Genomic DNA, 24967 nt, shown 5'->3' on the forward strand with positions numbered 1-24967 from the left:
CCCGGCTCCCTCTAGCATCGGCGAGATGAACGGATTGAAGATCCGACGCCTCGCCGTCGTCGCAGCGGTCACCGCACTGGCCCTGGCCGGGTGTTCGGGCGGCGAGCGGGAAACCCCGTCGGCCGGGGGTAACGCCGAGGTGGGCACCACGAACGACATGAATCCGCAGGATGTGGCGAACCTGCGCCAGGGCGGCAACCTTCGCCTGGCACTGACCGAGTTCCCGCCGAACTTCAACCCGCTGCACCTCGACGGCAACACCGGCGACGTCGGCGCGCTCACCAGATCCACGATGCCCCGCGCCTTCGTGATCGCGGCCGACGGGTCGGCGAGCGTGAACACCAACTACTTCACCAATGTCGAACTGACCGGCACCAACCCGCAGGTTGTCACCTACACGATCAATCCCAAGGCGGTGTGGACCGACGGCACCCCGATCACCTGGGAGGACATCAAGTCCCAGACCGAGGCCAACAGCGGCAAGGACCCGGCGTTCGTCATCGCCGCGCCCAACGGCTTCGAGCGGGTAGCCTCGGTGACCCGCGGCGTGGACGACCGCCAGGCCGTGATGACCTTCGCCAAGCCCTACGCCGACTGGCAGGGCATGTTCGCCGGCAACGGCAGCCTGCTGCCCAAGAGCATGACCGCCACCCCCGAGGCCTTCAACAAGGCTCAACTCACCCAGCCCGGGCCGTCGGCGGGCCCGTTCGTGGTGTCCAACATCGACCGGGGCGCGCAGCGGATCACGTTGAGCCGCAACCCGAAATGGTGGGGTCCCCCTCCCGTGTTGGACACCATCACCTACCTGGTGCTCGATGACGCCGCACGCATCCCGGCGCTGCAGAACAACACCATCGACGCAACCGGTACCGCGTCGCTGGATGAACTGACCATCGCCCGCAAGACCGCGGGCATCAGCATCCGACGGGCGCCGTCGGCCAGCTGGTACCACCTGACCTTCAACGGCGCACCCGGCTCGATCCTGGCCGATCCGGCCCTGCGCAGCGCGGTCGCCAAGGGCATCGACCGGCAGGCCATCGCCAACATCACCCAGCGGGGTCTCACCGACAATCCGGTGCCGCTGAACAACCACATCTACGTCGCGGGCCAGCAGGGTTATCAGGACAACGCGGCGTCGGTGGCCTTCGATCCCGAGAAAGCCAAGGCCGAACTCGACGCGCTGGGCTGGAAAGTGCCTGAGGGACGGCAGTTCCGGGAGAAGGACGGCAAGGAACTCGTCATCCGCAACGTGTTCTACGACGCGGGCAGCACCCGGCAGGTGGCCCAGATCGCGCAGAACATGCTCGGCCAGATCGGGGTGAACCTGAAGCTCGACACCAAGCCGGGCACGGGATTTTTCACCAACTACATCATCAAGGGCGACTTCGACATTGCCCAGTTCGCTTTCCTCGGCGACGCTTTCCCGTTGAGCTCGCTGACCCAGATCTATACGCAGGACGGGGCCAGTAACTTCGGCAGGATCGGCAGCCCTGAGGTGGACGCCAAGATCGAGCAGACGCTGGAAGAACTGGACCCGGTCAAGTCGCGCGCCCTGGCCAACGAGCTCGACCAGATGTTGTTCGCCGAGGTGTTCAGCCTCCCGCTGTTCCAATCACCCGGCAACGTGGCGGTGCGCAGCAACCTGGCCAATTTCGGGGCCCCGGGGCTGGCCGACACCGATTACACCAAGGTCGGCTTCCTCAAGTAGTCGTGCCCGTGCACCTGGAGCTGGTCGATGACATCACCGTGCACATGGCCCCCGGGATGTACAGCTGGTGCACCCTGCTGACGTTCGCGATCCCGGCCACGGGGTCCGGCACAGACGTGATCAACAGTGTCCTCGCCCATCCCCGCTACGGCGACGACTGCGCTTCCCCGTGGACGGGGAAACCTGACCCCGTGCATGGTCCGTATCGACTCGAGTCCCTGAATTCCGATGGCTTCCAGCGATGTTCACGGGCAGAGGCAGTGGCGTCCCTGTGGTCGTGGCCTGCGGCCAACCTGAGCCCCTGGGTCAGCTCAGAGTTCCTGCTGTCGCGTGAGTTGGTGATGGCATGGACATCACCGATCCTGAGCACCGCCGATGAGATCTATCGGCTCAGCGTGCCGAGGGAGGGCAACGAGCACTCGTATGGATGGGTTGTCGGCCTCAACGGGTTCCATGAGTTCGTCGCCGTCTGCCGTCAGCGCGCCGCCGCCACCGTCATCATCGCCTCGGACGACTGAGGTTGCCGAGTCGGACAAGCCGAATTCAGATCGCCGATCCGCGGTTGGGCGGCGGCGGCACGATCAGACGGTCGTCGCACTCACGGCGCCGGCACCCGTCCGCCAACGGGATCGCCGAGGCAGGGTCGGCGGCAAATGCCCGATACTCGGCGTCGTCGATCGCGTCAAACTCCGCGTAATCGACGATCTGGAGGCTCACCGGTATCGACAGATAATGGCCGCCGGTGGTCGTATCGACCCCGAGCGAGAACCAATGCGGCTGACGTGCGTCGTCTCGAAGCGCTTCGCGCTCATCGTGTTCCCTCATCGCCGGGATGACGTCCCGGTGACAGAGCAGTGGGCAGCGCCGTCTCCACGACAGTGGCCACCGCGATCGCAGACACCGCCACCCGGATCACGGGACGCGCAGGCAGGGCGTCCAGCTCGGCGGCGGTGGCCGAAAGTTGTTCGGCCACACCGTCGCGCACCGCACGGATCACCGCGAACGCAGCACGCTCGCGGGTGTCGACGACACTGTGCACCACCGTCGGCATCCGAACCAACACGGATTCGGGGACCAGTGCCGCGATCCGCTCGGCCACAGCCGGCGGAGTGGTCAGATCCCGGCCACCGGACAGCACGACGGTGGGCCAGTGGAACTCCGGCAGCTCGGCGAGCAAGTCGAAGGGCTCGGCTTCGAACGGTTCGTAGAACTTCGCGCTGCCGATCATGTCGGCCATCTCCAGAGCCGGGTCCAGCGGCAGGCCGTCGGGCACGCCGGCGTAGTTCAACTCGCGAAACGCGATCCGCCCGACAAGATCTACCTCGTTGCGGTACGGCGCTTTTCGCGTCGAGAGCCGGCTCAGCCGGGCCAGACCCGACCACACCAGCGTGCGCCCGCGCAGCAGCAGATCGAGTTGGCGGTCCAGCAGTGCGGCACCGCCCAACCCATAGAGCAGGCCGGCCAGCTCTCCCCCTCTGGTGGCCAACGCCCCATCGGCCACCAGGCGGCGCACCTTGGGCGCCAGGCCGGCGGTCTCCGGGTCTGTGCCCTCCCACAGCAGCCCGCGAATGGCACTGCGCATGACTTCGATATCGGCGGTGGACAGCAGCGGAGAGTCGAGCACCATCGCCGCGATCCGGTCGGGATGCCGCACCCCGAACCCCGCGGCGATGTAGCTGCCGTACGACGTGCCGTAGAGCACCGCCTCGTGCACACCGGCGTCGTCGAGCACCGCGGCGATGTCATCCACCACCTGCTCGACGGTGATGGCCGCCGGAGGCAGATCCGCACCCCCATCGGTATGCCGCGACATCCCGATGCCCCGGTGCTCGATCATGATCACGTCGAATCCGGCCGCGGCCGCGCGCCTGCGCAGAGCGCGGTAGGGCTGGATCGATGCGACGCCGGGACCACCCGGGATGATCACCACCGGGTGCGCCGATTTGCGCCCGGCCCGTACGTAGAACAGGTCGAACTGCTCGTCGGAACCCGGACTGACCGGGCGTCGCACCGCCCGCGCCCCCGGTAGCGCAGCCAGTTTGTCGTGCACCCGCCTGCGCTTGGCGTTCATCGTCATTGCGCTCCATTGTGCCGCGCAACGTTCAGATCAGATAGATGGCGAAGATCGCCCCGAACAGCACCACCAGCCACCCGTCGGTGGCGAGCTTGAGCCACGTCGGCGCGGTCCGGACCTCCATGAACTGCCGGATGATCAACCGAGACTTGATCAGCGTCAGCGCGAGCACCAGCGCGGTGATCGGCACACTGGCTCGGAGGGCATCCGAGTACTGGGCCGGCGCCAGCCACCAGGATCCGACGGTGATGGCGACCAGCAGTAGCCACGTCTGAGTCACGGCCTTGTCGGTCATGATCACCTCACCACGTACAGCAGGCCGAAGATGATCACCCAGAGCAGGTCGACCATGTGCCAGTAGACCGCGCCCGCCTCCACCACCGATGTCCGACGGCGGGCCGGATTGCGCAATTCCCGCACGATCACACCCAACACGATGAGCCCGATCAGCACGTGGATCAGGTGCACACCCGTCAGCACGTAATAGAACGAGTAGAACATCTCGGAGTTGGTGTGGCCGGCCCGGATCTTGACCACCCATTCATAACCCTTGCAGGCCATGAACATCACGCCGCCGACACCGCCGGCATAGGTGAGCCGGATCGCGGACTCGGGGCGACCGGCCCGGGCGGCCAGCACGGCTCGGGCCACCAACCAGGAACTGGTCAGCAGGATCACCGTGTTGACGACCCCGATGGTTATGTCGAGATGCTGTTGAGCACGGAGGAATTCGTCCGGATGCATGGTCCGGTAGATCATGAAGACGATGAAGTAGCCACCGAAGATGACCAGATCACCGAGCACCATCACCCACATGTGGCCGTCGCCCGGCAGATGTCCGGACGTGGCTCGGCGTTGCGAGTCAGATTGCGCCAGAATGGGATTACTCGTCATCGCGTCACTCATTCCAGTCCCGACTCTTCCGCGCCCTCACGCATCGCGGCCTGCCGCAACAGCACGATCAGTGCCGAAAGCCAGACCGAGAACACCACCACTGCCCACCAGAACGCGATCGAGCCATTCCATGCGAACGGTCCCGACGAAAAGACGAACATCTGGGTGGCGATGACCTCGGTGATGATCTGCCAGATGGTCACGTACGCGAACCAGGCCGGGAACACGTTGTTCTTGTCGTAGAGGATGGCGATCGCCAACACCAGGTAGGCAGCCGTGAAACAGCCCAATGAGCCGTTGTACGAAAGCATTCCGAGGTCATACAGCAAGCTGATCAGTTCCGGGTCACGGTCGGGCCGGAAGGCCGCGGTCAGAAAGCACACCGACACCAACAGAAACCCGGGCAGCGCGCCGACGCCCATGCCGCCGATGTAGCCGTAGGCGAACACCGACCCCACCGACATCCGTTTGATCTGATAGGCGACCAGTCCGTTGGTCATCGCCGCACCGCCCAGCAGGATCAGCAGCAGGCAGAAGCCGATCTTGATGGTCAGACCGTGTTCGGTGAAGAACGCCACCTTGTCGGCCGCGGTGACATCGGGCCGCGGTGGCGGTGTCACCCGGGTGAGGATGCAGATGATGACGCCGAAAGCTCCGTACCAGATCGGGAAGAACCAGGTCATCAACCGCACATCGGGCTTGCCCGGGGATGCGGCGGTCACCAGGGTCATGCCACGACGCCCTCGTTGACGGCCTGGTTGAGCACCGCGCGACGCAGTACGAAGAACATCACGACGACGAAGACCGCGAAGGCACCGTTGCGCAACCAGAAGGCCAGCACGCCGTCCCAGGCCAGCGGCCCGGTGTGGAACACCGCCGCGCCCGCCGCCGGGATCATGGCCACTGCGGTGGCCAGCGAGTAATGCCCTACCCATCGGGGGAACACCGGGTCGGGCCCGTTGTCGAAGTAGACCGCGACTGCCAGCAGCGCGAACTGCGACACCACCATGCCCACCGGCGCGACGAACACGATCCAGGCCAGGTCGTTGAGCAGCAGGATCAGCTCGGGGTTGCGGTCCGGACGGAACGCGGCCACCAGGAAGAACACGTTGGACAGCGCGAAGATCGTGGCGCCGCTGACCGCCGCGGTGAGGTAGCAGTACGCGAACACATGGCTCTGGGTCTTCATACGCTTCATCTGGACGACGATCACCATGAAGAACGGCAGGATCAGGATCCCGCACAGGTTGAACGTCACCTGGCTGAATCGGATCCAGGCGTTGTGATCGGCGTAGAACTCGGCGACCTGTTGTGCGTTCCAGGTCGGCGACATCGGCGGCCAGAAGCCGGGGAACGCCAGCAGCGCCACCAGCAGCACTGCGCCGACAACCGGCCCGGTCCACAGGCTCACCCACTGGGCCTTGATGTTCCCGGCTTCAGGCAGGTCTTGAACCTGCTCCAGGATCTGCACGCCAACCTCCAAAACTGACTTGAGTCAGAACCACTTGTTGTCGAAACCGTAACGGCAGCAGGCACGAATTGAAAGAGTCAATACTGAGCGCAGTCAGTTTGTCGGTGTCGTAGCATCGGGCCGTGCGCACTGGACCACCACGCAGCCGCAAAGGCCTCCAGACGCGGGAACGGCTGCTGGGGGCCGCGATCTCCGAGTTCAAACGCGACGGCATGGCGGCGGCCGATACCGCTGCGATCGCGTCGGCCGCCGGTGTCGCCCACGGCACCTTTTTCTTCCACTTCCCCACCAAGGAACACATCCTGGTGGAGCTGGAACAACGCGAGCAGGTCCGCATGGCCACCGAACTCACCCGGTTCTTCGCCACACCGCACGATGTGCGGGCCACCCTGGCCGAATCCGTCCGCATGCTGGAGAAACTCGAACGGCGCCTTGGTCTCCGTTTGTTCAAAGATTTTCTGGCCCTGCACTTTTCCACCACCCGGCCACCGTCCGAGGAGTGGGCCGGTCATCCCGTGATCGTCGCTGTGGTCGAGGAGTTGCAGCGGGCGCAGGAACGCAATGAGATCCCTGCCGACGTGGACGTGATGCACAACGGCGTGTCATTTCTGGTCGGGTTGTACGCGCTGCTGATCACCATCCCGGACGCGGCCGAAGTCCGGGCCCCGGTGATCGCCGAGTACCTGACCACGTATGTGTATGGCCTGCGGGCGGTCTAGGTGGCTTAGGTTCGGGCTGATCCAAACGCGTGCCCACCCATAGGCGATGCGGATACAACGGTGCCATGACGACCGTCGAGAACGTGACCCGTGTTTTGCCCGGTACGCCGGAGTGGGATGACCTGCTGGCCTCGATCGCCGCGGGCGCCAAGGACCGCGACCTCAACGACGAGAATCCCTTCGATCAGGTCGCCGCGCTCAAGCGCGCCGGGTTCGGCACCCTGCGCCTGCCCGAGTCCCTCGGTGGTGCCGGATTCACTGTGCCGCAGCTGTTCTCCGCGGTGATTGACGTGGCCAAGGCCGATCCCGTCGTGGCCCACATCTTCCGGACCCACTTCTGGTTCACCGAGGAGCGGCTGCGCAGTGCCGACGATCCGGTGTCCAAGCGCTGGCTGGGCAAGATCGCCGAGGGAAAGATCTTCGGTAACGCGTTCAGCGAGAAGGGTTCCCTGGCCGTGGGCAGCCTGGTGTTCAACACCCGGCTGCTGGCCGATCCAGCCGGGTCGGGGTTCCGGCTGACCGGCGAGAAGTACTACAGCACCGGCACCTTGTTCTCGGACTATCTGACTGTCACCGCAACCACCGACCACGACTCGGTGGCCAACGTCCTGGTACCCACCGACCGGGAAGGAGTGCGGCTCGTCGACGATTGGGACGGATTCGGTCAGCGCCGCACCGGGACGGGTACCACGACATTCACCGACGTCGCCGTCGCCGCCGACGAGATACTCACCGACACACCGTATGACGCCGAACCGGTGCCGACCGTGCAATACGCCTCGCTCCAGTTGTTCATCCATGCGGTGGTCGCCGGCATCCTGGCCAATGTCGTCGACGACGGTGTGACGCTACTGCGCTCCCGCGAACGCAACTTCAGCCATGCCGTCACCGAGCGGCCGACCGACGATCCCCTGCTGCAACGCCAGCTCGGGGTTCTCGCCAGTACGGCCTATGTGGCGCGGGCCGCGGTCCTTGATGCAGCCGCGGCGATCGGAGCCGCGACCGATTCCGCGGTCGACGGGGTTCCCGATACTCGCCTCGCCGCGGAAGCGCAGCTCAAAGTCGCCAAGGTCAAAGTCCACCTCGACGACGTCGCCCCCGAAGCCGCCACCCGACTGCTGGAACTCGGAGGGGCCAGTGCCGCCTCCCGGCAGCGCAACCTGGACCGGCACTGGCGCAACATCCGCACGATCACGTTGCACAACCCGGTGGCCTACAAGGCACGGGTGATCGGCCAGAACCTGTTGCACGGCACGCCCGTTCCGGCCAACGCCTACTTCTGAGTGCGGGAGTGACGTCCCAGACTTAGGGTCCGCTTCATTTCCTACGTCTGGGTCGTGGCCGCCACAGAGAGGCGACCCCGGCGTCGAAAACGACGACACGTCCTGCGTCAGGCGCTCAGTTCGATGTGGTGTGCGCCGCCGACGCTCGCGTAGCGCTCCGGGCTGCAGGTCAACACGATGACCTGCCCATCCCCGCCGACAGCGTCGAACACCGCGCCCATCTTGGTCAACCGGGCCGGATCGGTGAAACCGAGCGCGTCGTCGATGATGACGGGCACGCTGTCCTCCTTGGCCACCATGGACGCACCGGCCAGCCGCGCGACGATCGCCAACTGCTCCTTGGCGCCGCCGGACAGCGATTCGTACGGGACCGTCCGCCCCGACAATGTGCGGGTCCGGATGTTGAGATCGCTGTCGACGTCGACCTCGAAATCCTCACCGAACACGAGCCGGCCCAGCCGCTGCACCTCGAGGCGGAACGGATCGGCGTAGCGCTGCCGGGTGGCATCACGGTGGCGCGCCATCACCGACCGCAGCGTCTCGGCCGCGCGAGCCCGGCGGTGCACCCGTAGATACTCGGCATGGGCATGTTCACGTTCGGTCTCGGCGGCATCCAGATGTCCCTTACGCCCCTGGGTGCCGTACACCTTGAGTTGAGCGGACACCTCCCGCAACCCCTCGACCGCCGTCTCGTGACGGGTGTCCAGCAGCGCGGCGCGGCGCGCCGCCTCGTCGAGCGCGGCCTTCACCGAATCCGGTTCGTTGGCCGACAATTCAGTACGGAGCGCGGCCACCCGGCCCGCGGAGGCACCGGCCTCCTCATCGGCGGCCTGGGCCTTGACGGCCAGCTCGTCGTCGCCGGTTTGCGCGCGCTGGACTTCCAACCGGCCGCCGGCCACCGTCATCTCCGCCTGGGCCGTGGTGAGCTTGTCGCGCAGCACACTGAGCCGGGTCGACTTCTCCGACAGCTTCTTGGCCGCGGCGGCCACCACCTTGCGGCTGGTCTCACTGTCGGCCACCGCCTGGCGGTGCGTTGCCACAGCGGTGTCGAGCTCGGTTCGGGCGGTGGCGGTGTCGGTGGGCCCGGCCAGCTCGAACAGCCCGGCCTCGTGGGGCTGGCCGGCCCGCAACTGCGTCAGCCGTGAGCGCATATCCGCCAGATCGTCCTCACCGGTGAGCGCATCGACCGTGGCGCGCAACCGGTCCCGGCTACCGAGCAGTTCCCGGCGTCGGGCGTCGAGGACACGCGCGGCCTCCACATCGCCGACCCCGGCCGCGGCCAGCACGGCGGTCAGCGCGTTCTGCGCCTCGTCGAGACGGGCCTGTGTCTGCGCGGCGGGGGTGCCCGGCACCACGCGGACCGTGAGCACCCCGGGCACATCGATCTCGGTGTCTGCAGTGGTGTTGACCGACCAGGGTTGGCCCGCCTCCAGGGATACCTGCGCTTCATCCACCCGGACATCGCAGTCCGCGACGGCCACGAGTTCGATTCGCGCCGAGGCGAGTTCAGCCTGTCCCGCGGCACGTTCCACCGCCACCGCGGCGGTCTCGATGGTCCGCATCCCAGCATCGTCGAGGGTGATCTCAGCGAGTTCAGTCTTGATCCGGTCCAGATCCCGTACTCCGGCGTCGATCTTGCTCAGCCGGGTGGCCAGCCGGTCGGCCTCGTCGCGATCGGTCATGCGCGTCAGCGTGGTGCGGGCCGTCTCCACCCGGGCTTCATGTTCCTGCGCTGCCACCCGAGCCTGTTCGGCCGCTTCCTCGGCAGCCTCGTGAACCTCACGGGCCGTGGTGGTTTCACCCTCGGTCACACCAAGGGCGGCCTGCAACTCGGTGATGGTGGCGGCGCGCTCTTCGAGCTCGGCGCGCAGCCGTCGGCGTTCGGTGAGCGCAGAGGCCGACGCGGCCTGGGCTACCCGGGCGGCCTCGGCGACCACCTCGGCCTCCTTGAGCCGCTGCAGCAGTGCGGCAACCTCATCGGCGGCCTTGCGGGCCGCGGCCAGGCCGGCCCGGGCCTGTTCGCGTTGACCGGCGACACCGGCGACCTCGACGGTGAGTTCGGCATGCCGGCGCACCGCGTCGTCGACCTCGGCCACTGCGGCAGCACACTGCGCCACCTCACCCTCGGCGGCCGCGAGCCGCTTCGTCACTGCCGCCCACTCGCCGGTCGGCCGACCGGTGGCGGTGAAGTAGCGCAGATACTCCGCGTCGATGCGCTCGATCAGCAGCGGCTCGTCCCCGGAGAGCGCGACCGCCTCGCCCGCGGCCACATCCAGTGCCCGGGCCAGTGCATCCGAGCCCGACAGGTCGACCGGTGCCGTCGAACTCGACTGCAGCACCCGCTGGGCCTGCCACAGGTTGGTGTCCACCGTCTCGGCGAGCATGGCCAGCACCCGCTCATGAGCTTCGTCGCCGCTGAGCTGCTCGCGGACCGGCGCCAGCACCGTCAGCTGGGTCTCGGCGCGCTTGTGAAAGCGCTTGCGGTACATGAACCGGTAAGGGCCGGTGGAGATTTCGGCCATCACCTCGGCACCGACATCGGCGTGCGTCGGCTTGACCTGCTTGACTTCCTTCTTGCCCGAGCGATCTTTGGCCTCGAGCAGCAGGTCCAGCGCCTCGATCATCGACGACTTGCCGATCTCGTTGGCGCCGCTGACCACCACCACACCGTGATCGGGGAACTCGATCTCGCGGTGGGTGATGCCGCGGTAGTTGGTCAGGACCAGGCGGTGCAGTTTCATGCCGCACTCCCCCGCTCAACCAGGCGCAGCAGCAGCCCCAGTGCCGCCCGCGCGTCGTCGGCGCCGGCGCCGTCGGTGCGGGCGGTGGCCACCAACTCGTCCACCGCTGCCGCCGCGAACCCGCCGATTCCCAGGTCGTCGAACTCTCCGTCGGCGGGCAGGACCGCGATCTCGGTGTGCCGCTCCCATTGCGTCAGCGCGGCGAACAGCCGGGCGTAACGGTCCAGGCAGGCGTCGAGTGCGGCCTTGTCCGTCACCGTCAGCGAGCCCGACAGCGCCAGACGCACCACGGTGCGTTCCTTGTCCTCCAACAGATCCAGGTTCAGGTCCAGATCGGCCACGTCGCGGTCGGTGTCCACCTCACGGCGCAGCGTGACGAACCGCCAGCGGCCCACCCGCTCGGAGTCGACCCGGACGCCGCGGTGCGGATCGGTCTCGTCGATCTCGACCAGCAGCACATGTCCCGGATCGGATTCGATGTCGTCGTAGTTCGTCACCTCGGGTGAGCCCGAGTACCAGACCCGGCCGGTCGACCCGACCTCGGTGCGGGAGTGCTTGTCCCCCAATGCCACATAGTGAACCGCACCGCGCGCCAGCGCGTCCTCGACGCCGGCCAGCCGGATCAGCGACGGCTTGTCCTTGTCCGGATCGAGGATGTCGACGCCACCGTGGCCGACCACCACGCGGGTGACACCGTCGGCGGGCAGATCGGCCAGCACGTCCCCGATCAGATCCGAAGTCGGCGCCTTGGAGCGCCACGGCGCCGCCACGATTTCCAGCCCCGGCCGCACCTCGTGCACGCCCGCACGATCGAGGACCACGACGTTGTCCGGGCATTCGGCGGTGAACAGCGCACTGGTGTAGACCGACGCGGCATCGAGCGGGTCATGGTTGCCGGGCAGCAGATACACCGGCACGCCGATGGCCCGCATGGCCTCCAGCGACAGGCTGACCTCACGCGGGGCCAACTGGTTGTGCTCGAAGACGTCCCCGGACACCACGACGAACTCCGCACCCGCGGCCGCGGCCACGGGGCCCAGGGCCGCCACAGCCTCCCGGCGCGACGCCGAGTAGCGGGGCTGCGCCTCACCATTCAGGAAGTGACGGGTCATGCCGAGCTGCCAGTCGGCGGTATGCAGAAAACGCATCGGGCCCCGTCCCTTCTGTGTCCATTGCCTGTGGGTTCATCTTCCGAGCAAGGCGAGTCTAAAACCGGGGGCCGACAAGTCCTGGGACCTGCAGCGGCATGGCCTAACCTGGTTGGAATGGCCGACCCGATCAGTCCGATCAGAACCCTGCTGCTGATGCGCCACGCCAAGTCGGACTATCCCGACGGGGTGGCCGACCACGACCGTCCGCTCGCCGCCCGCGGCATCAGGGAGGCCGCGCTGGCCGGCGACTGGATCCGGGCCAATTTTCCCGCGGTGGACGCGGTGTTGTGCTCCACGGCGACGCGGACCCGTCAGACGTTGGAACGCACCGGCATCGAGGCACCCGTGCAGTTCGCCGAACGCATCTACGACGCCCGGCCGGGCACCGTCATCGACGAGATCAACGGTGTGTCGTCACGTTTCGGCACCGACCCTTCCACGGTATTGGTCATCGGGCACGAACCCGCCATGTCCGCCGTCGCGCTCGGACTGGCCGACGGATCCAACCGCGCTGCGGCGGAGAGCATTTCGTTGAAATTCCCGACCTCGGCGATCGCCACGCTGCGCACCAGCCACCCGTGGGACCAGCTCGAGCTCGGCGGCGCGACGCTGGTGCGTTTCCACGTGCCTCGCTAGGAGTTGGTGGCCAGCGTCAGTTCCATGAGCTTGATGGCCATGGGGCAGGCATCGATTCCCGGCGCCTGCGGATTGACCCACCAACCGACCACACCGGCCGCGTCGCTGGCCACGCCGCATGCACCGTTGAGCCCGTTGGGCCTCATGACGATCGAATCGACACCGGCGATCCGGCGTTGTTCGATCGCGTACTGCAGCTTCTCGGCGGTCTGGCGCTCGTTGGCCAGGCTGCCCTGCTCGTACCAGAACCGGGTGATGTCGACCAGGCCGGCCGGGTTGGCCGCCTGCCAGCGGCACACCGCGCCGACGAACGTGCTCTGGATGTCCAGCGGGTCGGCACCCACCGTCTTGGCCAGGATGTCCTGGGTCAGGACATCACATTCCTTGAGCAGGTTGGGGTAGGTCTTCTCGGACTTGTTGTTGCTGGGGCCGCCACTGGACCCCTCCTTGGCCGCGGTGCCGTCCACCGTGGTGGTGCAGCCGGTCAGCCCGACGAACACCGCCAGCCCGGCGAGCACAGCCATCGGTCCTCTGATCCCAAGTCGCTTCATCATTTGGAATTCACAATCGACTGGCGGGTCAGCTCCTTGGCGACCTCGCACGGATCGGGATAGGGCTTCTGATCGAAGCTCACGGACCATTCGATGAAATCGTCGTCGAACTGGATGCCGATCTCACACAGGTTCACGTCACCGGCCTTGAGCGGGTTCTCCCCGACGGCGATGAAACCGCCGTGGCCCTCGATGTTGATGTCCTCCACGCTGGTCCGCGACAGCTCCTCGGTCTTGCGTTCGCGGCCGATCGGGCTGCCCCGGAACCAGGTGAAGGAGAAGTGCGGTCCCAGGATGCTGCCGCCCTGCAGCCACTGGCAGCCCGAGGAATTGGTCGCGGTGTTGACCAGCCCCTGCACCTGGGTCAACTCGGTCACCGTCTGGTCGGTCACGCCACCGCAATGCGGAAAGTGCGGGCCGTGCTTGCCCGTTCCACCGGCACTCGGCGACTCGGTCTGCGGAACCTGCGGGGATGCCGGCTCGCCGGACGAGCAGGCGGCGAACACCGGAACCATTGCCGCAGCCAACACCGCGAAGGCTCTGGCGTGGGCGAATCGTGGCATGGCGGCCGTGCGGACAGTCACGCCATGCACTGTAGCGGCAACACCTATGCCCTATCCCGACATGCCGACTGACCTGGACTTTCACCAGCAAGGACACGACGGCGGCTGGACACCGACGACACCGCGCCGGTGTGCGAGAGTAGCCAGATGCTCTGGGCGCTGCTGCGACAGTACGTGCGGCCGTACCGGCGGCTGCTCGCGGTCGTCGCGACACTTCAGGTGATCAGCACCCTGGCCTCGCTGTACCTGCCGACGGTCAACGCGGCCATCATCGACGACGGGGTGGCCAAGGGCGACACCGGGCACATCGTCGAGCTCGGCGGAGTGATGCTGGGCGTCACCGGTCTACAGGTGGCATGCGCCATCGGCGCGGTGTTCTTCGGGTCGCGGGCAGCCATGAGCTTCGGCCGCGATCTGCGCTCGGCGATCTTCCACCATGTCACCACGTTCTCGGCCGAGGAGACCGGCCGCTTCGGCGCCCCATCGCTGCTGACCCGAACCACCAACGACGTCGGGCAGATCCAGCAGCTGCTGCAGATGACCGCCACGATCCTGATCACCGCTCCGATCATGTCGGTCGGCGGCATCCTCATGGCGCTGCACCAGGATGCCGGGTTGTCGTGGCTGCTGCTCGTCAGCGTGCCGGTGCTGGCATTGACCAACTACTGGATCATCCGCCACCTGTGGCCGATCTTCCGTCGCATGCAACGGCTGATCGACGGGATCAACCGCGTGTTGCGCGATCAGCTGTCGGGCATCCGGGTGATCCGGGCGTTCGCCCGCGAACCCGTCGAACAGCGCCGGTTCACCGAGGCCAGCCAGGCCCTTTCGGCCACCGCACTGGACGCCGGGCGGTGGCAGGCGCTGATGCTGCCGGCCACCACCCTGGTCATGAACATCTCCAGCGTCGCACTGATCTGGTTCGGCGGGCTGCGCATCGATGCCGGGCACATGCAGGTGGGCTCGCTGATCGCGTTCCTGGCCTACTTCATGCAGATCCTGATGGCCGTGTTGATGGCGGCGGTGCTGGCGGTGATGATCCCGCGCGCATCGGTGTGCGCCGAGCGCGTCACCGGCGTGCTGTCCACCCGTCCCCAGATCACCAGCCCGCACGATCCGGTCCGACCGCGAACTCTCACCGGCGAGATCGCCTTCGACGACGCATCGTTCAGCTACCCCGGCGCCGATCGCCCGGTGCTGCAGCAGGTTTCGTTGCATGTCCGGCGCGGTACCACCACCGCGGTCGTAGGGTCCACCGGCTCGGGCAAGTCCACCCTGCTCGCCATGATCTGCCGGTTCTACGACGTCACCTCCGGGGCGGTCCGCATCGACGGCCTCGACGTCCGAGAACTCGACCTCGAACAGCTGTGGGCGTCGATCGGCCTGGTCCCCCAGCGCGGCTACCTGTTCTCCGGGACCGTCGCCGAGAACCTGCGCTACGGCGCGGCACCGGGGCAGGAACTCACCGACGAACAAATGTGGGAGGCGCTGCGGATCGCGGCGGCCGACGACTTCGTTGCCGCTCACCCCGACGGACTGCAGCGCCCGGTGGCCCAGGGCGGCATCAACTTCTCCGGTGGCCAGCGCCAGCGGCTCGCGATCGCCCGGGCGGTGATCCGAAGGCCCGCGGTCTATCTGTTCGACGACGCGTTCTCGGCACTCGACGTGCACACCGATGCCCGGGTACGCGCCGCCCTGCGCGAGGTATCGGCCGACGCGACCGTCGTGATCGTGTCGCAACGGATCTCGACGGTGGTCGAGGCCGATCAGGTGGTCGTGGTGGAGGACGGCCGCGTCGTCGGCATCGGCACCCATGAGTCACTGCTCGCCGACTGCCCCACCTACGCCGAGTTCGCCGCATCGCAGGCGATCACCGCCGGAGACCGGCGATGACGGGGCCCGTGCTGCGTCGCTCGGGGACGCCCGTCGCACCTCCCCAACACACCCGCGACTTCCGCGGGTCGGCCCTGCGTCTGCTCAGACGCCTGGTGCCGCAACGCGGTCTGGCGATCTCGGTGGTGCTGCTCGGCGTGGCCGGTGTCGCGATCGGGGTGATCGGCCCGCGGATTCTCGGCCACGCCACGGACCTGCTGTTCAACGGCGTGATCGGGCGCGGGCTACCCGCGGGGCAGACCAAGGAGCAGGCCATCGCGGCGGCCCGGGCCCGCGGCGACACCACGTTCGCCGACCTGCTGTCGGGCATGAACGTGGTCCCAGGTCACGGGGTGGACTTCGCTGCGGTGGCCCGCACCCTCGCGTTGGCGCTGGGCCTGTATGTGCTTGCCGCCGTGCTGGTTTGGTTGCAGGCCCGGTTGCTGAACGTCACCGTGCAACGCACTATGGTGGCGCTGCGGGCCGAGGTCGAGGACAAACTGCATCGGCTTCCGCTGTCTTACTTCGATTCCCGGCAGCGCGGCGAGGTACTCAGCCGGGTCACCAACGACATCGACAACATTCAGACCTCGGTGTCCATGACAGTCAGCCAGCTGCTGACCGCACTGCTGACAGTGTTCGCGGTGCTCGCGATGATGCTGACCATCTCGCCGCTGCTGGCGCTGCTGACCGTCATCACCGTGCCGCTGTCGCTGTGGGTGATCCACTGGATCACCCGCCGCTCTCAGCCGCTGTTCGTGGCGCAGTGGCGTAACACCGGGCGGCTGGCCGCCCATATCGAAGAGACCTACAGCGGTTTCACCATCGTCAAGACGTTCGGGCACCGGGAGGCAGCGCAACGGCGGTTCGACGAACTCAACGAGGAGGTCTACCGATCCAGCATCGGGGCGCAGTTCTTCTCGGGCCTGGTGGGGCCGGCGACCATGTTCATCGGCAATCTCAGCTATGTGGCCGTCGCGGTGGTCGGCGGCCTGCAGGTGGCGGGAGGGCAGATCACCCTGGGCAGCATCCAGGCATTCGTCCAGTACGTGCGCCAGTTCAACCAGCCGCTGGGCCAGGTGGCCGGGATGTACAACACGCTGCAGTCCGGGATCGCCAGTGCCGAACGTGTTTTCGACCTGCTCGACGCCGAGGAACAGTCGCCCGACCCGGATCCCCCGCTGCAGATCCACACGGGCCGCGTCGAATTCGACCGGGTGAATTTCAGCTACCTCCCGGACACCCCGGTGATCGAGGACCTGTCGCTGGTGGCCGAAGCCGGCAGCACCGTGGCGATCGTCGGCCCCACCGGTGCAGGGAAGACGACATGCGTGAACCTGCTCATGCGGTTCTACGACGTCGACTCCGGCCGGATCCTGATCGACGGCGTAGACATCTCGACGGTCAGCCGGCAGTCGCTACGGTCCTCGATCGGCATGGTGCTGCAGGACACCTGGCTGTTCGGCGGCACCATCTACGACAACATCGCCTACGGCCGACCGGACGCGACCGAGGACGAGGTGATCGAGGCGGCCAGGGCGGCCCATGTGGACCGGTTCGTGCGCACCCTCCCGAATGGCTACGCCACCCGCGTCGACGACGACGGCGGCGCCATCAGTGCCGGCGAGAAGCAGCTCATCACGATCGCGCGGGCGGTGCTCGCCCGGCCGCGGGTGCTGGTGCTCGACGAGGCGACCAGCGCGGTGGACACCCGCACCGAACTGCTGATCCAGCAGGCGATGGCCGAGTTGCGCCGGGACCGGACGAGTTTCATCATCGCCCACCGGCTTTCGACGATCCGCGATGCGGACCTGATCCTGGTGATGGACGCCGGCCGGATCATCGAACGCGGTACCCACGAGGAGCTCATGTCGCGGCATGGCCGGTACTGGGAAATGACCCGGGTTTAGCGCCCGAAATCCGTTACAAACCGTAGTGTCGGTGTAATGGCGACCGGTACCGTGCATACGTTCTGCCGGTACTGCCTGGCCTCGTGCGGCCTCGAGGTGACGGTCGAGGACAACCACGTGGTCAAGATCGCCGCCGACAAGCTCAACCCGCACACCTGGGGAGATTTCTGCGCCAAGGGCCGCACCGCCGGTCAGGTCGTGGAACACCCGCGGCGCATCATCGCGCCGATGCGCCGGGTCGGTGACACCTATGTCGAGGCGAGCTGGGACGAGGCGATCAGCGACATCGCGCAGCGGATGAACCGCATCATCGAGGCCGGGGGCCCAGATGCGGTGGCGGCCTACTACGGCAATCCGGCCGGATATTCGTCGTCGAACCTGGTGTTCATGAACGCCTGGCTGGACGCCATCGGCACGCACAACCGGTACGCGGTCGGATCGGTGGACCAGAACGCGCTGCACGTGGTGGCCGAGGCCATGTACGGATCGCCACTGATGGTGCCGGTGTCCGATGTCGACAACTGCGATTACTTCCTGATCGTCGGGGCCAATCCCGCTGTGAGCGCCTGGAATTGGGTGGAATCGGTGCCGGGCGGCTGGCGTCGCGCGCTGGCTCGCCAGAAGCAGGGTGCGCGCATCGTCGTGGTCGACCCGATCCGTACCGAGAGCGCGCAGGCCGCCGATCTGCATCTGGCGGTATGCCCCGGCCAGGACTGGGCGCTACTGCTGGCGATGGTCAAGGTGATCCTCGACGAGGGGCGCGAGCACCGCGGCGATTGCGCCGAGCTGGCCACCGGGGTGGGCAATCTGCGCGCCCTGACCACCGAAGCCGACCTCGACGACCTGGCCGCGCGGTGCGACATCGCCCGCGACGTCATCGAGCAGGTGGCCCGCGAATTCGCCTCGGCGCCAGGGGCGATGGCCATCACGCGCACCGGCGTGTCGCTGCAGGCCGCGGGCACGGTGGCCGAATGGCTGGGGCACGTGCTCAACCTGATCACCGGGCGGATGGACCGTCCGGGTGGACGCCGCTTCGAGCCCGGCTATGTCGACACGCTGCGACTGGCCGGGCTGGCGGCGACCCGCCCGCACACGAGCCGGCTGGCCGGGCGGGATCTGGTGGCCGGCGCCCACGCGCTGGCCGAACTGCCCGACGAGATCACCACACCCGGTCGCGGTCAGATCCGGGCATTGGTGATCAACTCCGGTAACCCCGTGGTCTCCGGACCCGACGGGGCCAGCCTCGACGAGGCCCTGGCCCAGCTGGATCTCCTGGTGGCCATCGATCTGGTGCAGCGCGAGAGCCACCGGCATGCGCACTGGCTGTTGCCCGCGGTGCACTGGCTGGAACGCGATGATCTGCTGGCCTTCACCAGCGGCATGCACGACGAGCCCTATGTGCAGTACGGCGTGAAGGCTGTCGAGCCGCCGGACGGTGCCCGCGAGGAATGGCGGATATTCACCGATCTGGCGCTGGCCATGCGCCGTCCGCTGTTCGGCGCCAGAGGTCTCAACGGTTTTGTCCGCGCTACCCGGTGGCTGGGAAAGCGCTTCGGGCGGCCCGGGTTGTCGTTCGGGCCGCAGTGGATGGACCGCCTGATCATCCTCACCTCACGGAAGTTCGACGGGCACAAGCTCACCTGGCGCGAGCTCAAAGCGCACCCGCACGGCCTGGTGCTCGGGCCCCGGCAGTTCGGCCGGTTCCGCGAGGCGTTGCGGACGCCGGACCACAAGGTCCGTGCGGCGCCGGCGGAGTTCGTGACGCGGACCCGTGAACTGCTCGCCACACCGGATCTCGGGGCGCCCGAGGGTTTCCCGTTCCTGCTGGGCAACCGGCGCCGACGGCACTCGATGAACTCGTGGCTCAACGAGTTGCCGGGCCTGCATCCGGCAGGCAAGGGCAACGAGGTGCTCGTCCACCCCGACGACGCCGCAGCGCTGGGCATCGCGGCCGGCGACCGGGTGCGGGTGGTCTCGCCGGTCGGGCGCCTGGAAGTGACGGCCGCCCTCAGCGACCGGCCCCGCCGCGGGGTCGTCGTGCTCGACCATGGCTGGGGCTCACGGGTATTCGACACGCGACACGGCGGCGCACCGGACTCCTACGGGGTCAACCGCAATCTGCTGGCCGACCGCACATCGATCGATCCGCTCTCGCAGACCTCGACGCTGGGCTCGGTGTACGTCGGGATCGAGCGGGTCTAGGCGCCGGGGCCTTCGGAGCGCAGATCGTCGACCGTCTTCATGGCGTCGCGCAGCTTGTCCAGCCACTCCTCGGTGTGCTGACCGACCAGGCGCACCGACCAGGCCAGCGCGTCCGAGCGCGACCGCGCCACGCCCGCGTCGACCAGGGTGTCGAGCACCTGCCGCTCGGGCTGCTTGAGCCGGGTCATCACCGGTACGGCGATGTGGGTGAACAGGATTCGCTCGGTGCCGCCGTCGCCGGCACTGACCTCGACACCCCAGGAGACCTTGCGATCGAAACGGCCCTGCGCCTCGTCGGCGATGCGCATGCGCTCGCCACGAGTCTCCTCGCGGAACCGGGCTGCCCGCCCGGACGCGCGGGCAGCGGTCTCGCCTTCTGGATTGTCTGTGGCATCGGGAAGCCGGCCGATGACGGTGATCTCTTCACGGTCGACGATCACGGTCGGGTCGCCGGTGAACCAGGTATCGGGCAGTCGCCCCGCGAACCATTCGGCGGCCTCATCTGCAGACCGGCGATGGTGTTGATGTTTGTACATGATTACATGATTACACCGTTACACCGCAGATGGGACAGCGTTCACCCACGGCGAACGCGGTTTTTGCGGCTAAGCGGTCAGTTGCGCTTGAGCAGCAGTGCGGCGCCGCCGGCGAGCACGAGGGCCACCAGCAGCAGCCCCGCCCACCCTGGACCGGCTATCCACCACACGGCGCCCAGCACCACGATCGCCGGCGACACCGCGAACAGCACCATGCCGGGGTGCTGCTTGAAGACCGCGAGCGCACCCTGGGCGCGGATCGGGTCGATTTCCTTTGCCATGGCACCAGAATGCCAGCTGACCGGCCGCTCAGGTGGGCAGCAGCAGAATCTTGCAGTGTTTGTCAGGCTGCCGGAGTTCCGCGAAGGCATCGGTGGCCGAATCCAGCGGCAGCGTCGCCGTCACGAACGGCGCCACGTCCACGGTGCCGCTGACGATCCAGTCCAGGGCCCTGGCGAACTCGTCGGGGCGATAGGCGAACACGAACCGGATCGAGAGTTCCTTGGTGGTGCCGATTACGGGTGTGATGGTGTCCGGCTGCATGCACACCCCGACCACCACAATCCGGGTCTGCGGCGGCACCGAGTCCATCACGGTCGCCAGAATGCCTGGTACTCCGACACATTCGAACACCACCGTATTGGCTCGCTGCGGCGTATCCATCAGCGGAGACATGGGCACCGGGGCGCCGGCCAGCTCGGCCCAGCTCTGGTACGGGCTGGTCACCGCGGGATCGATGACAATGTCGGCGCCGATCTGCTCAGCCAGAGCACGGCGGCCGGGCGAGAAATCCGCCGCGACGACGGGCCCCACCCCGGCCGCCTTGAGGCACGCGATGACCGACAGCCCCACCGGCCCACAACCGACGACGAGCACGGCGTCTCCAGGCTGCAAGTCGGCCGCGGCAACGGCGTGCACACCCACCGCCAGAGGTTCTGCCAAGGCCGCGTAGTGCACGGGGACATCGCCCGTCACCGGGACCAGGCGCTTCTCTTGCAGAACAAGGCGTTCGGCCAGCCCGCCCGTCACCCCCGGGGAGAGCCCCAACAGCTGCGGCCCGTCGCCGGTGTCCAGGTAAGGGACGGACGTGACCGCCGTACCGATCGGGACGATGCGTTCGGTGCCGGGACCGTAGTCGAGCACCTCACCGACGAACTCGTGCCCGAGCACGATGGCCGGCATCAGGTCCGGCATCGCGGCCTGTGACTCGACCAGGTGCAGGTCGGACCCACAGATCCCGCAGGCCAGAGGGGCTACGAGTACCTGCCCATGGCCGGGTACCGGCTCGACGACGTCCTCGACGCTCACCGAACCACGCTGCGCGATAACGGCTTTCATCAACCACCGAACCTCTCGCCGGACATCTGGACGAAGTTACCGTAGTCGTCACGGTACTTGCTGAGATCCACGACTTGTAGCCTGGTGTCGATTTCGCCTCCACCCGACGATTCGAGGAATGACTGTGAACGGAAACTGGCAACCCGGCTGGCTGCCCGACCCCGAGGGCCGCTACGAATACCGGTGGTGGGACGGGCAATCCTGGACCGACCAGGTGTCCCATCAGGGTCAGGCCGGCAAGGCGCCGATGGGCGCTGCCCCACAGCAGGCCCCGCAACAGCCACAGCCCCAGGTTCAGACCCAACCCACGGGTGACGGGTTCAACGGCATCAGCGGGGATCTCGTCGACGGGCGGTTCAGCGAGAAAGAGGCGACGCCGATCGCCAACCAGAACAAGAAGATGCTGCGGGTACGCCTCGGCGAACCCTTCATGGCCCGGCAGGGCTCGATGGTCGCCTACCAGGGCAACGTCGACTTCGCCTTTGAGGGTGGTGGCGCGTCGAAGTTCATCAAGAAAGCTCTCACCGGTGAAGGCCTTCCGCTGATGCGCTGCCAGGGCCAGGGCGATGTGTTCCTGGCCGATCAGGGTTTCGACGTACACCTGCTGCAGCTGTCCAACTCAGGTCTGTCGATCAGCGGCAAGAACGTGCTGGCCTTCTCATCGAGCTTGGACTGGAACATCGAACGGGTCCGCGGCGGCAGCATCGCCACCGGCGGCCTGTTCAACACCACCCTGCGCGGCACCGGGTGGGTGGCGCTGACCACCGACGGCCCGCCCGTGGTGCTCAACGCCTCGGAGGCCCCGACCTTCGCCGACACCAATGCCGTCGTGGCGTGGTCGGCGCACCTGCAGACCCAACTCAAGACCAGCTTCAAGGCGGGCGCGCTGATCGGCAGGGGCTCCGGCGAGGCCATTCAGGTCGCGTTCCACGGCAACGGCTTCGTGATCGTGCAGCCCTCGGAGGGTGTCACGGTTCCGATGCAGTAAGCGGTGCGCTGGGCGCCAGCTTCCCGCCGTCCCGAGTCAGCGCGTAGAGCGCGGCCGCGGATACCAGCCCGATTGCCGTGAGGCCCAGCCACACCAATTCGGCCAGGTCCGCGGCGCGCGCCGCGCCGATCAGCGAGCCGGTCGCCACGTTGCCCAGCAGGATCCCGACTCCGACGACGGTGTTGTAGAACCCGTAGTGGGTGGCCACCAGCCGATCGCCCGACAGCGCCACGACGGTGTCCATCTCGAACGGGAACACCGCGGCCGAGCCGAGGGCCAGTAGCGCGGACGAGCCGAGCAGTGCGGCCACCGCGGCGGCGCTACCGAACCGGTCGCCGTCCGGCACCACGGCCATCGGGACGAAGGCCGCCGCCAGCACCAGCAGACCCACTACCAGGCTGCGGCGCGGGCCCCAGCGGTCGGAGAACCACCGCGTGATGCGCAACTGGCCGCCCACCGCGATCAGGCCGGACACCACGAACACGGCTGCCACCAGTGCCGTTTCGTTCCCGGGCCGCAGCGCCGCAGCCTGTAGCGGCAACGCCAGATAGACCTGGAAGGACAGCACGTAGGAGCCGATCATCGCCAGCGCGAACAACACGAACCCGCGGTTGGCGATGACGCTGCGCCAGTCGTCGAGTACCGAACTCCGCTCGGTGACCGGTTCGGGGCGGTGCCGCGGCAGAGCGAGCAGCTGGGCCACGGTCAGCACCGCGAAGACTCCGGCCGCTGCAGCGGCGGTCACCCGGAAATCGAAGGCCAGCAACGCCATTCCCGCCAGCGGGCCCAGCAGGATCCCGGCCTGGTAGAACACGTTGAACGTGGCGAAGGCCTCGAGCCGCCGGTCACCGGCGTCGGCGGCCAGATAGGCCCGCACCGCGGGATTGAACAGCGCTCCGGCGAAACCTGTTGCCGCCGAGGCGATCAGCATCGCCGGCAGGGAATCCGCGACGACGAGCAGACCGAACCCCGCAGTGCGCAACAGACACCCGGCGACGATCAGCGGCTTGTAGCCCAGCCGGTCGGCCAGGGTGCCGCCGACGATGAACATGCCCTGCTGCGAGAAGTTGCGCACTCCCAGCACCAGGCCCACCGCCCACGCCGCCAGACCGAGCGGCCCGGCGAGGTAGCCGGCCAGGTACGGCATCAACATGTAGAAGCCGAGATTGATGCCGAACTGGTTGACCATCAGCAGCCGGCTCGGCAGGTCGAAACTGCGGAACTGAGTGATGAGTCCGCTCATCGAGCCACCACCGTGGGGTCGACGACCGTCTCGCAGCGGGTCCAGGTCTGCACCACGCGGTCGGCGTGGTTGGCGATCGTCTCCGGTTCATCGGCAGGTTGGTGATCGAGCAGACCCAGTTCACGGCAGTAGTCGTCGTTGTACACAGTGTCGAAGTAGCGCTGCGGGCCGTCGGGGAACACCGCGGCAATCGTGGTGCCGGCCGGGTGGTTTCGGGCTGCCCAGCCGGCGACCAGACCGACTGCCCCGACGCTCCAGCCCCCACTCGCGTAGTACGTCGACGCCAGCGTCCGGGCGGCCCACACCGCGTCGGCCGGTGCGACCCAGTGCACCTCGTCGAACGCGGCGTAATCCACGTTGCGGGGATAGATACTCGAACCGAGGCCCCGCATGACGCGGGTCGCGGCAGGTTGGCCGAAGATCGTCGAGCCGATGGTGTCGACCCCGATCAGGCGCAGATCCGGGTTGAACTCCCGCAGCACCCGCGCCACCCCGGCCGAATGCCCGCCGGTGCCGACAGAGCAGACCAGCACGTCGACATGACCGATCTGGGCATTGAGTTCCAGCGCCAGCGGCCGGTAGGCCTCGACGTTGTCCGGGTTGTTGTACTGGTCCGGGTACCAGGCGTTTTCATCGGTTGCGAGCAGGTCGGCCACCCGGTCCCGCCGGGCCTGCTGCCAGCCCCCGGTGGGATGCGGTTCGGTCACCATCGATACCTGGGCACCGTAGGCGGTCAACATGCGCTCGATGATGGGTTCCAGACCCGGATCGGTCACCAGGGTCACCGGGTGGTGGTAGATCGTGCCGGCGAATGCCAGCCCCAGGCCCAATGTGCCACTGGTTGATTCGATGATGCGGCCACCTGGTTTCAGATCGCCGCGGGCCCGGGCCTGCTCGACCATGTGCATGGCGGGCCGGTCCTTCATGCCGCCGGGGTTGAAACCTTCGAGTTTCGCCCAGAATCCGCGCCCGGCGTCGGCGAACGGAGTGGACACCCACAGGGTGGGAGTGTGACCGACCATGGTGTTGGGACCATGGTTTCGGCGCAGGATGTGGAATGAACGGGTGGACAGGGCATGGTTCATGG

At 67.3% G+C, this 24967-nt stretch carries 24 protein-coding genes; 9 read left to right on the forward strand and 15 right to left on the reverse strand.

Annotated elements, in window-relative coordinates:
* Positions 1–25 precede the first annotated feature (25 nt).
* A complete protein-coding gene (locus EYZ64_RS23255) occupies positions 26–1708 on the forward strand; it encodes an ABC transporter family substrate-binding protein (protein ID WP_210115558.1) in 1683 nt (560 codons plus the stop codon).
* A gap of 8 nt (positions 1709–1716) precedes the next feature.
* Positions 1717–2226: a hypothetical protein gene (locus EYZ64_RS23260; protein WP_135457108.1), complete on the forward strand. Its 510-nt coding sequence runs from the start codon at positions 1717–1719 to the stop codon at positions 2224–2226.
* A gap of 25 nt (positions 2227–2251) precedes the next feature.
* On the opposite strand, the gene EYZ64_RS23265 is transcribed toward EYZ64_RS23260, so the two are convergent.
* Genes EYZ64_RS23265 through EYZ64_RS23290 form a run of 6 tightly spaced genes read right to left on the reverse strand, consistent with a single transcriptional unit; the run spans position 2252 to position 6147 of the window.
* Positions 2252–2533 (reverse strand): hypothetical protein, encoded by a 282-nt coding sequence (locus EYZ64_RS23265; RefSeq protein WP_135457110.1) that lies wholly within the window; start codon positions 2531–2533, stop codon positions 2252–2254.
* Positions 2517–3785 carry an alpha/beta fold hydrolase gene (locus EYZ64_RS23270; RefSeq protein WP_135457113.1) on the reverse strand — a complete coding sequence of 423 codons (1269 nt, stop codon included), beginning with the start codon at positions 3783–3785 and terminating at the stop codon, positions 2517–2519. Before EYZ64_RS23270 ends, EYZ64_RS23265 begins: the two co-directional genes overlap by 17 nt.
* A gap of 25 nt (positions 3786–3810) precedes the next feature.
* Positions 3811–4077 (reverse strand): cytochrome C oxidase subunit IV family protein, encoded by a 267-nt coding sequence (locus EYZ64_RS23275; protein ID WP_135457115.1) that lies wholly within the window; start codon positions 4075–4077, stop codon positions 3811–3813.
* 2 nt (positions 4078–4079) lie between these two features.
* The gene (locus EYZ64_RS23280; protein ID WP_135457117.1) at positions 4080–4676 is read right to left on the reverse strand and encodes a cytochrome c oxidase subunit 3; all 597 of its coding nucleotides are present in this window, start codon (positions 4674–4676) and stop codon (positions 4080–4082) included.
* A gap of 8 nt (positions 4677–4684) precedes the next feature.
* Positions 4685–5407: a hypothetical protein gene (locus tag EYZ64_RS23285; RefSeq protein WP_135457119.1), complete on the reverse strand. Its 723-nt coding sequence runs from the start codon at positions 5405–5407 to the stop codon at positions 4685–4687.
* Positions 5404–6147 (reverse strand): hypothetical protein, encoded by a 744-nt coding sequence (locus EYZ64_RS23290; protein WP_135457121.1) that lies wholly within the window; start codon positions 6145–6147, stop codon positions 5404–5406. The genes EYZ64_RS23285 and EYZ64_RS23290 overlap by 4 nt, the downstream gene beginning before the upstream one ends.
* A gap of 122 nt (positions 6148–6269) precedes the next feature.
* On the opposite strand from EYZ64_RS23290, the gene EYZ64_RS23295 reads away from it, so the two are divergent.
* Both EYZ64_RS23295 and EYZ64_RS23300 read left to right on the forward strand, forming a co-directional pair.
* Positions 6270–6866, forward strand: a complete 597-nt coding sequence (locus EYZ64_RS23295) for a TetR family transcriptional regulator (protein WP_135457123.1) — start codon at positions 6270–6272, stop codon at positions 6864–6866.
* A 65-nt stretch (positions 6867–6931) separates the two neighbouring features.
* A complete protein-coding gene (locus tag EYZ64_RS23300; RefSeq protein WP_135457125.1) occupies positions 6932–8149 on the forward strand; it encodes an acyl-CoA dehydrogenase family protein in 1218 nt (405 codons plus the stop codon).
* 107 nt (positions 8150–8256) lie between these two features.
* On the opposite strand, the gene EYZ64_RS23305 is transcribed toward EYZ64_RS23300, so the two are convergent.
* Positions 8257–10890, reverse strand: a complete 2634-nt coding sequence (locus tag EYZ64_RS23305; protein WP_135457127.1) for an AAA family ATPase — start codon at positions 10888–10890, stop codon at positions 8257–8259.
* Positions 10887–12038, reverse strand: coding sequence for a metallophosphoesterase family protein (locus EYZ64_RS23310; protein ID WP_135457129.1), 1152 nt, complete (start codon positions 12036–12038; stop codon positions 10887–10889). The genes EYZ64_RS23305 and EYZ64_RS23310 overlap by 4 nt, the downstream gene beginning before the upstream one ends.
* A gap of 117 nt (positions 12039–12155) precedes the next feature.
* Here EYZ64_RS23310 and EYZ64_RS23315 point away from each other — a divergent pair, with 117 nt between their 5' ends.
* A complete protein-coding gene (locus tag EYZ64_RS23315; RefSeq protein WP_210115559.1) occupies positions 12156–12677 on the forward strand; it encodes a SixA phosphatase family protein in 522 nt (173 codons plus the stop codon).
* On the opposite strand, the gene EYZ64_RS23320 is transcribed toward EYZ64_RS23315, so the two are convergent.
* Together EYZ64_RS23320 and EYZ64_RS23325 are read right to left on the reverse strand one after the other, a co-directional pair.
* Positions 12674–13201, reverse strand: coding sequence for a DUF3558 domain-containing protein (locus tag EYZ64_RS23320; protein WP_286175105.1), 528 nt, complete (start codon positions 13199–13201; stop codon positions 12674–12676). The two genes, EYZ64_RS23315 and EYZ64_RS23320, sit on opposite strands and share 4 nt — an antisense overlap.
* 26 nt (positions 13202–13227) lie before the next feature.
* Positions 13228–13791 (reverse strand): DUF3558 domain-containing protein, encoded by a 564-nt coding sequence (locus EYZ64_RS23325; RefSeq protein WP_135460202.1) that lies wholly within the window; start codon positions 13789–13791, stop codon positions 13228–13230.
* 147 nt (positions 13792–13938) lie between these two features.
* Here EYZ64_RS23325 and EYZ64_RS23330 point away from each other — a divergent pair, with 147 nt between their 5' ends.
* Genes EYZ64_RS23330 through EYZ64_RS23340 form a run of 3 tightly spaced genes read left to right on the forward strand, consistent with a single transcriptional unit; the run spans position 13939 to position 19775 of the window.
* Positions 13939–15684, forward strand: a complete 1746-nt coding sequence (locus EYZ64_RS23330; protein WP_135457133.1) for an ABC transporter ATP-binding protein — start codon at positions 13939–13941, stop codon at positions 15682–15684.
* A complete protein-coding gene (locus tag EYZ64_RS23335) occupies positions 15681–17573 on the forward strand; it encodes an ABC transporter ATP-binding protein (protein WP_167857939.1) in 1893 nt (630 codons plus the stop codon). The genes EYZ64_RS23330 and EYZ64_RS23335 overlap by 4 nt, the downstream gene beginning before the upstream one ends.
* 36 nt (positions 17574–17609) lie before the next feature.
* Positions 17610–19775 carry a molybdopterin-containing oxidoreductase family protein gene (locus EYZ64_RS23340; protein ID WP_135457135.1) on the forward strand — a complete coding sequence of 722 codons (2166 nt, stop codon included), beginning with the start codon at positions 17610–17612 and terminating at the stop codon, positions 19773–19775.
* Here the strand turns inward: EYZ64_RS23340 and abmR are convergent.
* The 3 genes from abmR to EYZ64_RS23355 form a co-directional block, all read right to left on the reverse strand.
* The gene (abmR, locus tag EYZ64_RS23345; protein ID WP_135457137.1) at positions 19772–20311 is read right to left on the reverse strand and encodes an ATP-binding transcription factor AbmR; all 540 of its coding nucleotides are present in this window, start codon (positions 20309–20311) and stop codon (positions 19772–19774) included. The genes EYZ64_RS23340 and abmR overlap by 4 nt on opposite strands.
* A gap of 77 nt (positions 20312–20388) precedes the next feature.
* Complete coding sequence (locus EYZ64_RS23350) at positions 20389–20592, reverse strand: hypothetical protein (RefSeq protein WP_135457139.1); 204 nt, start codon at positions 20590–20592, stop codon at positions 20389–20391.
* 28 nt (positions 20593–20620) lie between these two features.
* Positions 20621–21649, reverse strand: a complete 1029-nt coding sequence (locus EYZ64_RS23355; RefSeq protein ID WP_135457141.1) for a zinc-binding dehydrogenase — start codon at positions 21647–21649, stop codon at positions 20621–20623.
* A 118-nt stretch (positions 21650–21767) separates the two neighbouring features.
* On the opposite strand from EYZ64_RS23355, the gene EYZ64_RS23360 reads away from it, so the two are divergent.
* The gene (locus tag EYZ64_RS23360; protein WP_135457143.1) at positions 21768–22637 is read left to right on the forward strand and encodes an AIM24 family protein; all 870 of its coding nucleotides are present in this window, start codon (positions 21768–21770) and stop codon (positions 22635–22637) included.
* On the opposite strand, the gene EYZ64_RS23365 is transcribed toward EYZ64_RS23360, so the two are convergent.
* A complete protein-coding gene (locus EYZ64_RS23365) occupies positions 22618–23880 on the reverse strand; it encodes an MFS transporter (RefSeq protein WP_135457145.1) in 1263 nt (420 codons plus the stop codon). The genes EYZ64_RS23360 and EYZ64_RS23365 overlap by 20 nt on opposite strands.
* Entirely contained in the window at positions 23877–24965 is a 1089-nt protein-coding gene (locus EYZ64_RS23370; RefSeq protein ID WP_135457147.1) for a PLP-dependent cysteine synthase family protein, read from the reverse strand. Before EYZ64_RS23370 ends, EYZ64_RS23365 begins: the two co-directional genes overlap by 4 nt.
* Positions 24966–24967 lie beyond the last annotated feature (2 nt).

The organism is Mycobacterium sp. DL99, assembly GCF_004762045.1.
Lineage (GTDB): Bacteria > Actinomycetota > Actinomycetes > Mycobacteriales > Mycobacteriaceae > Mycobacterium.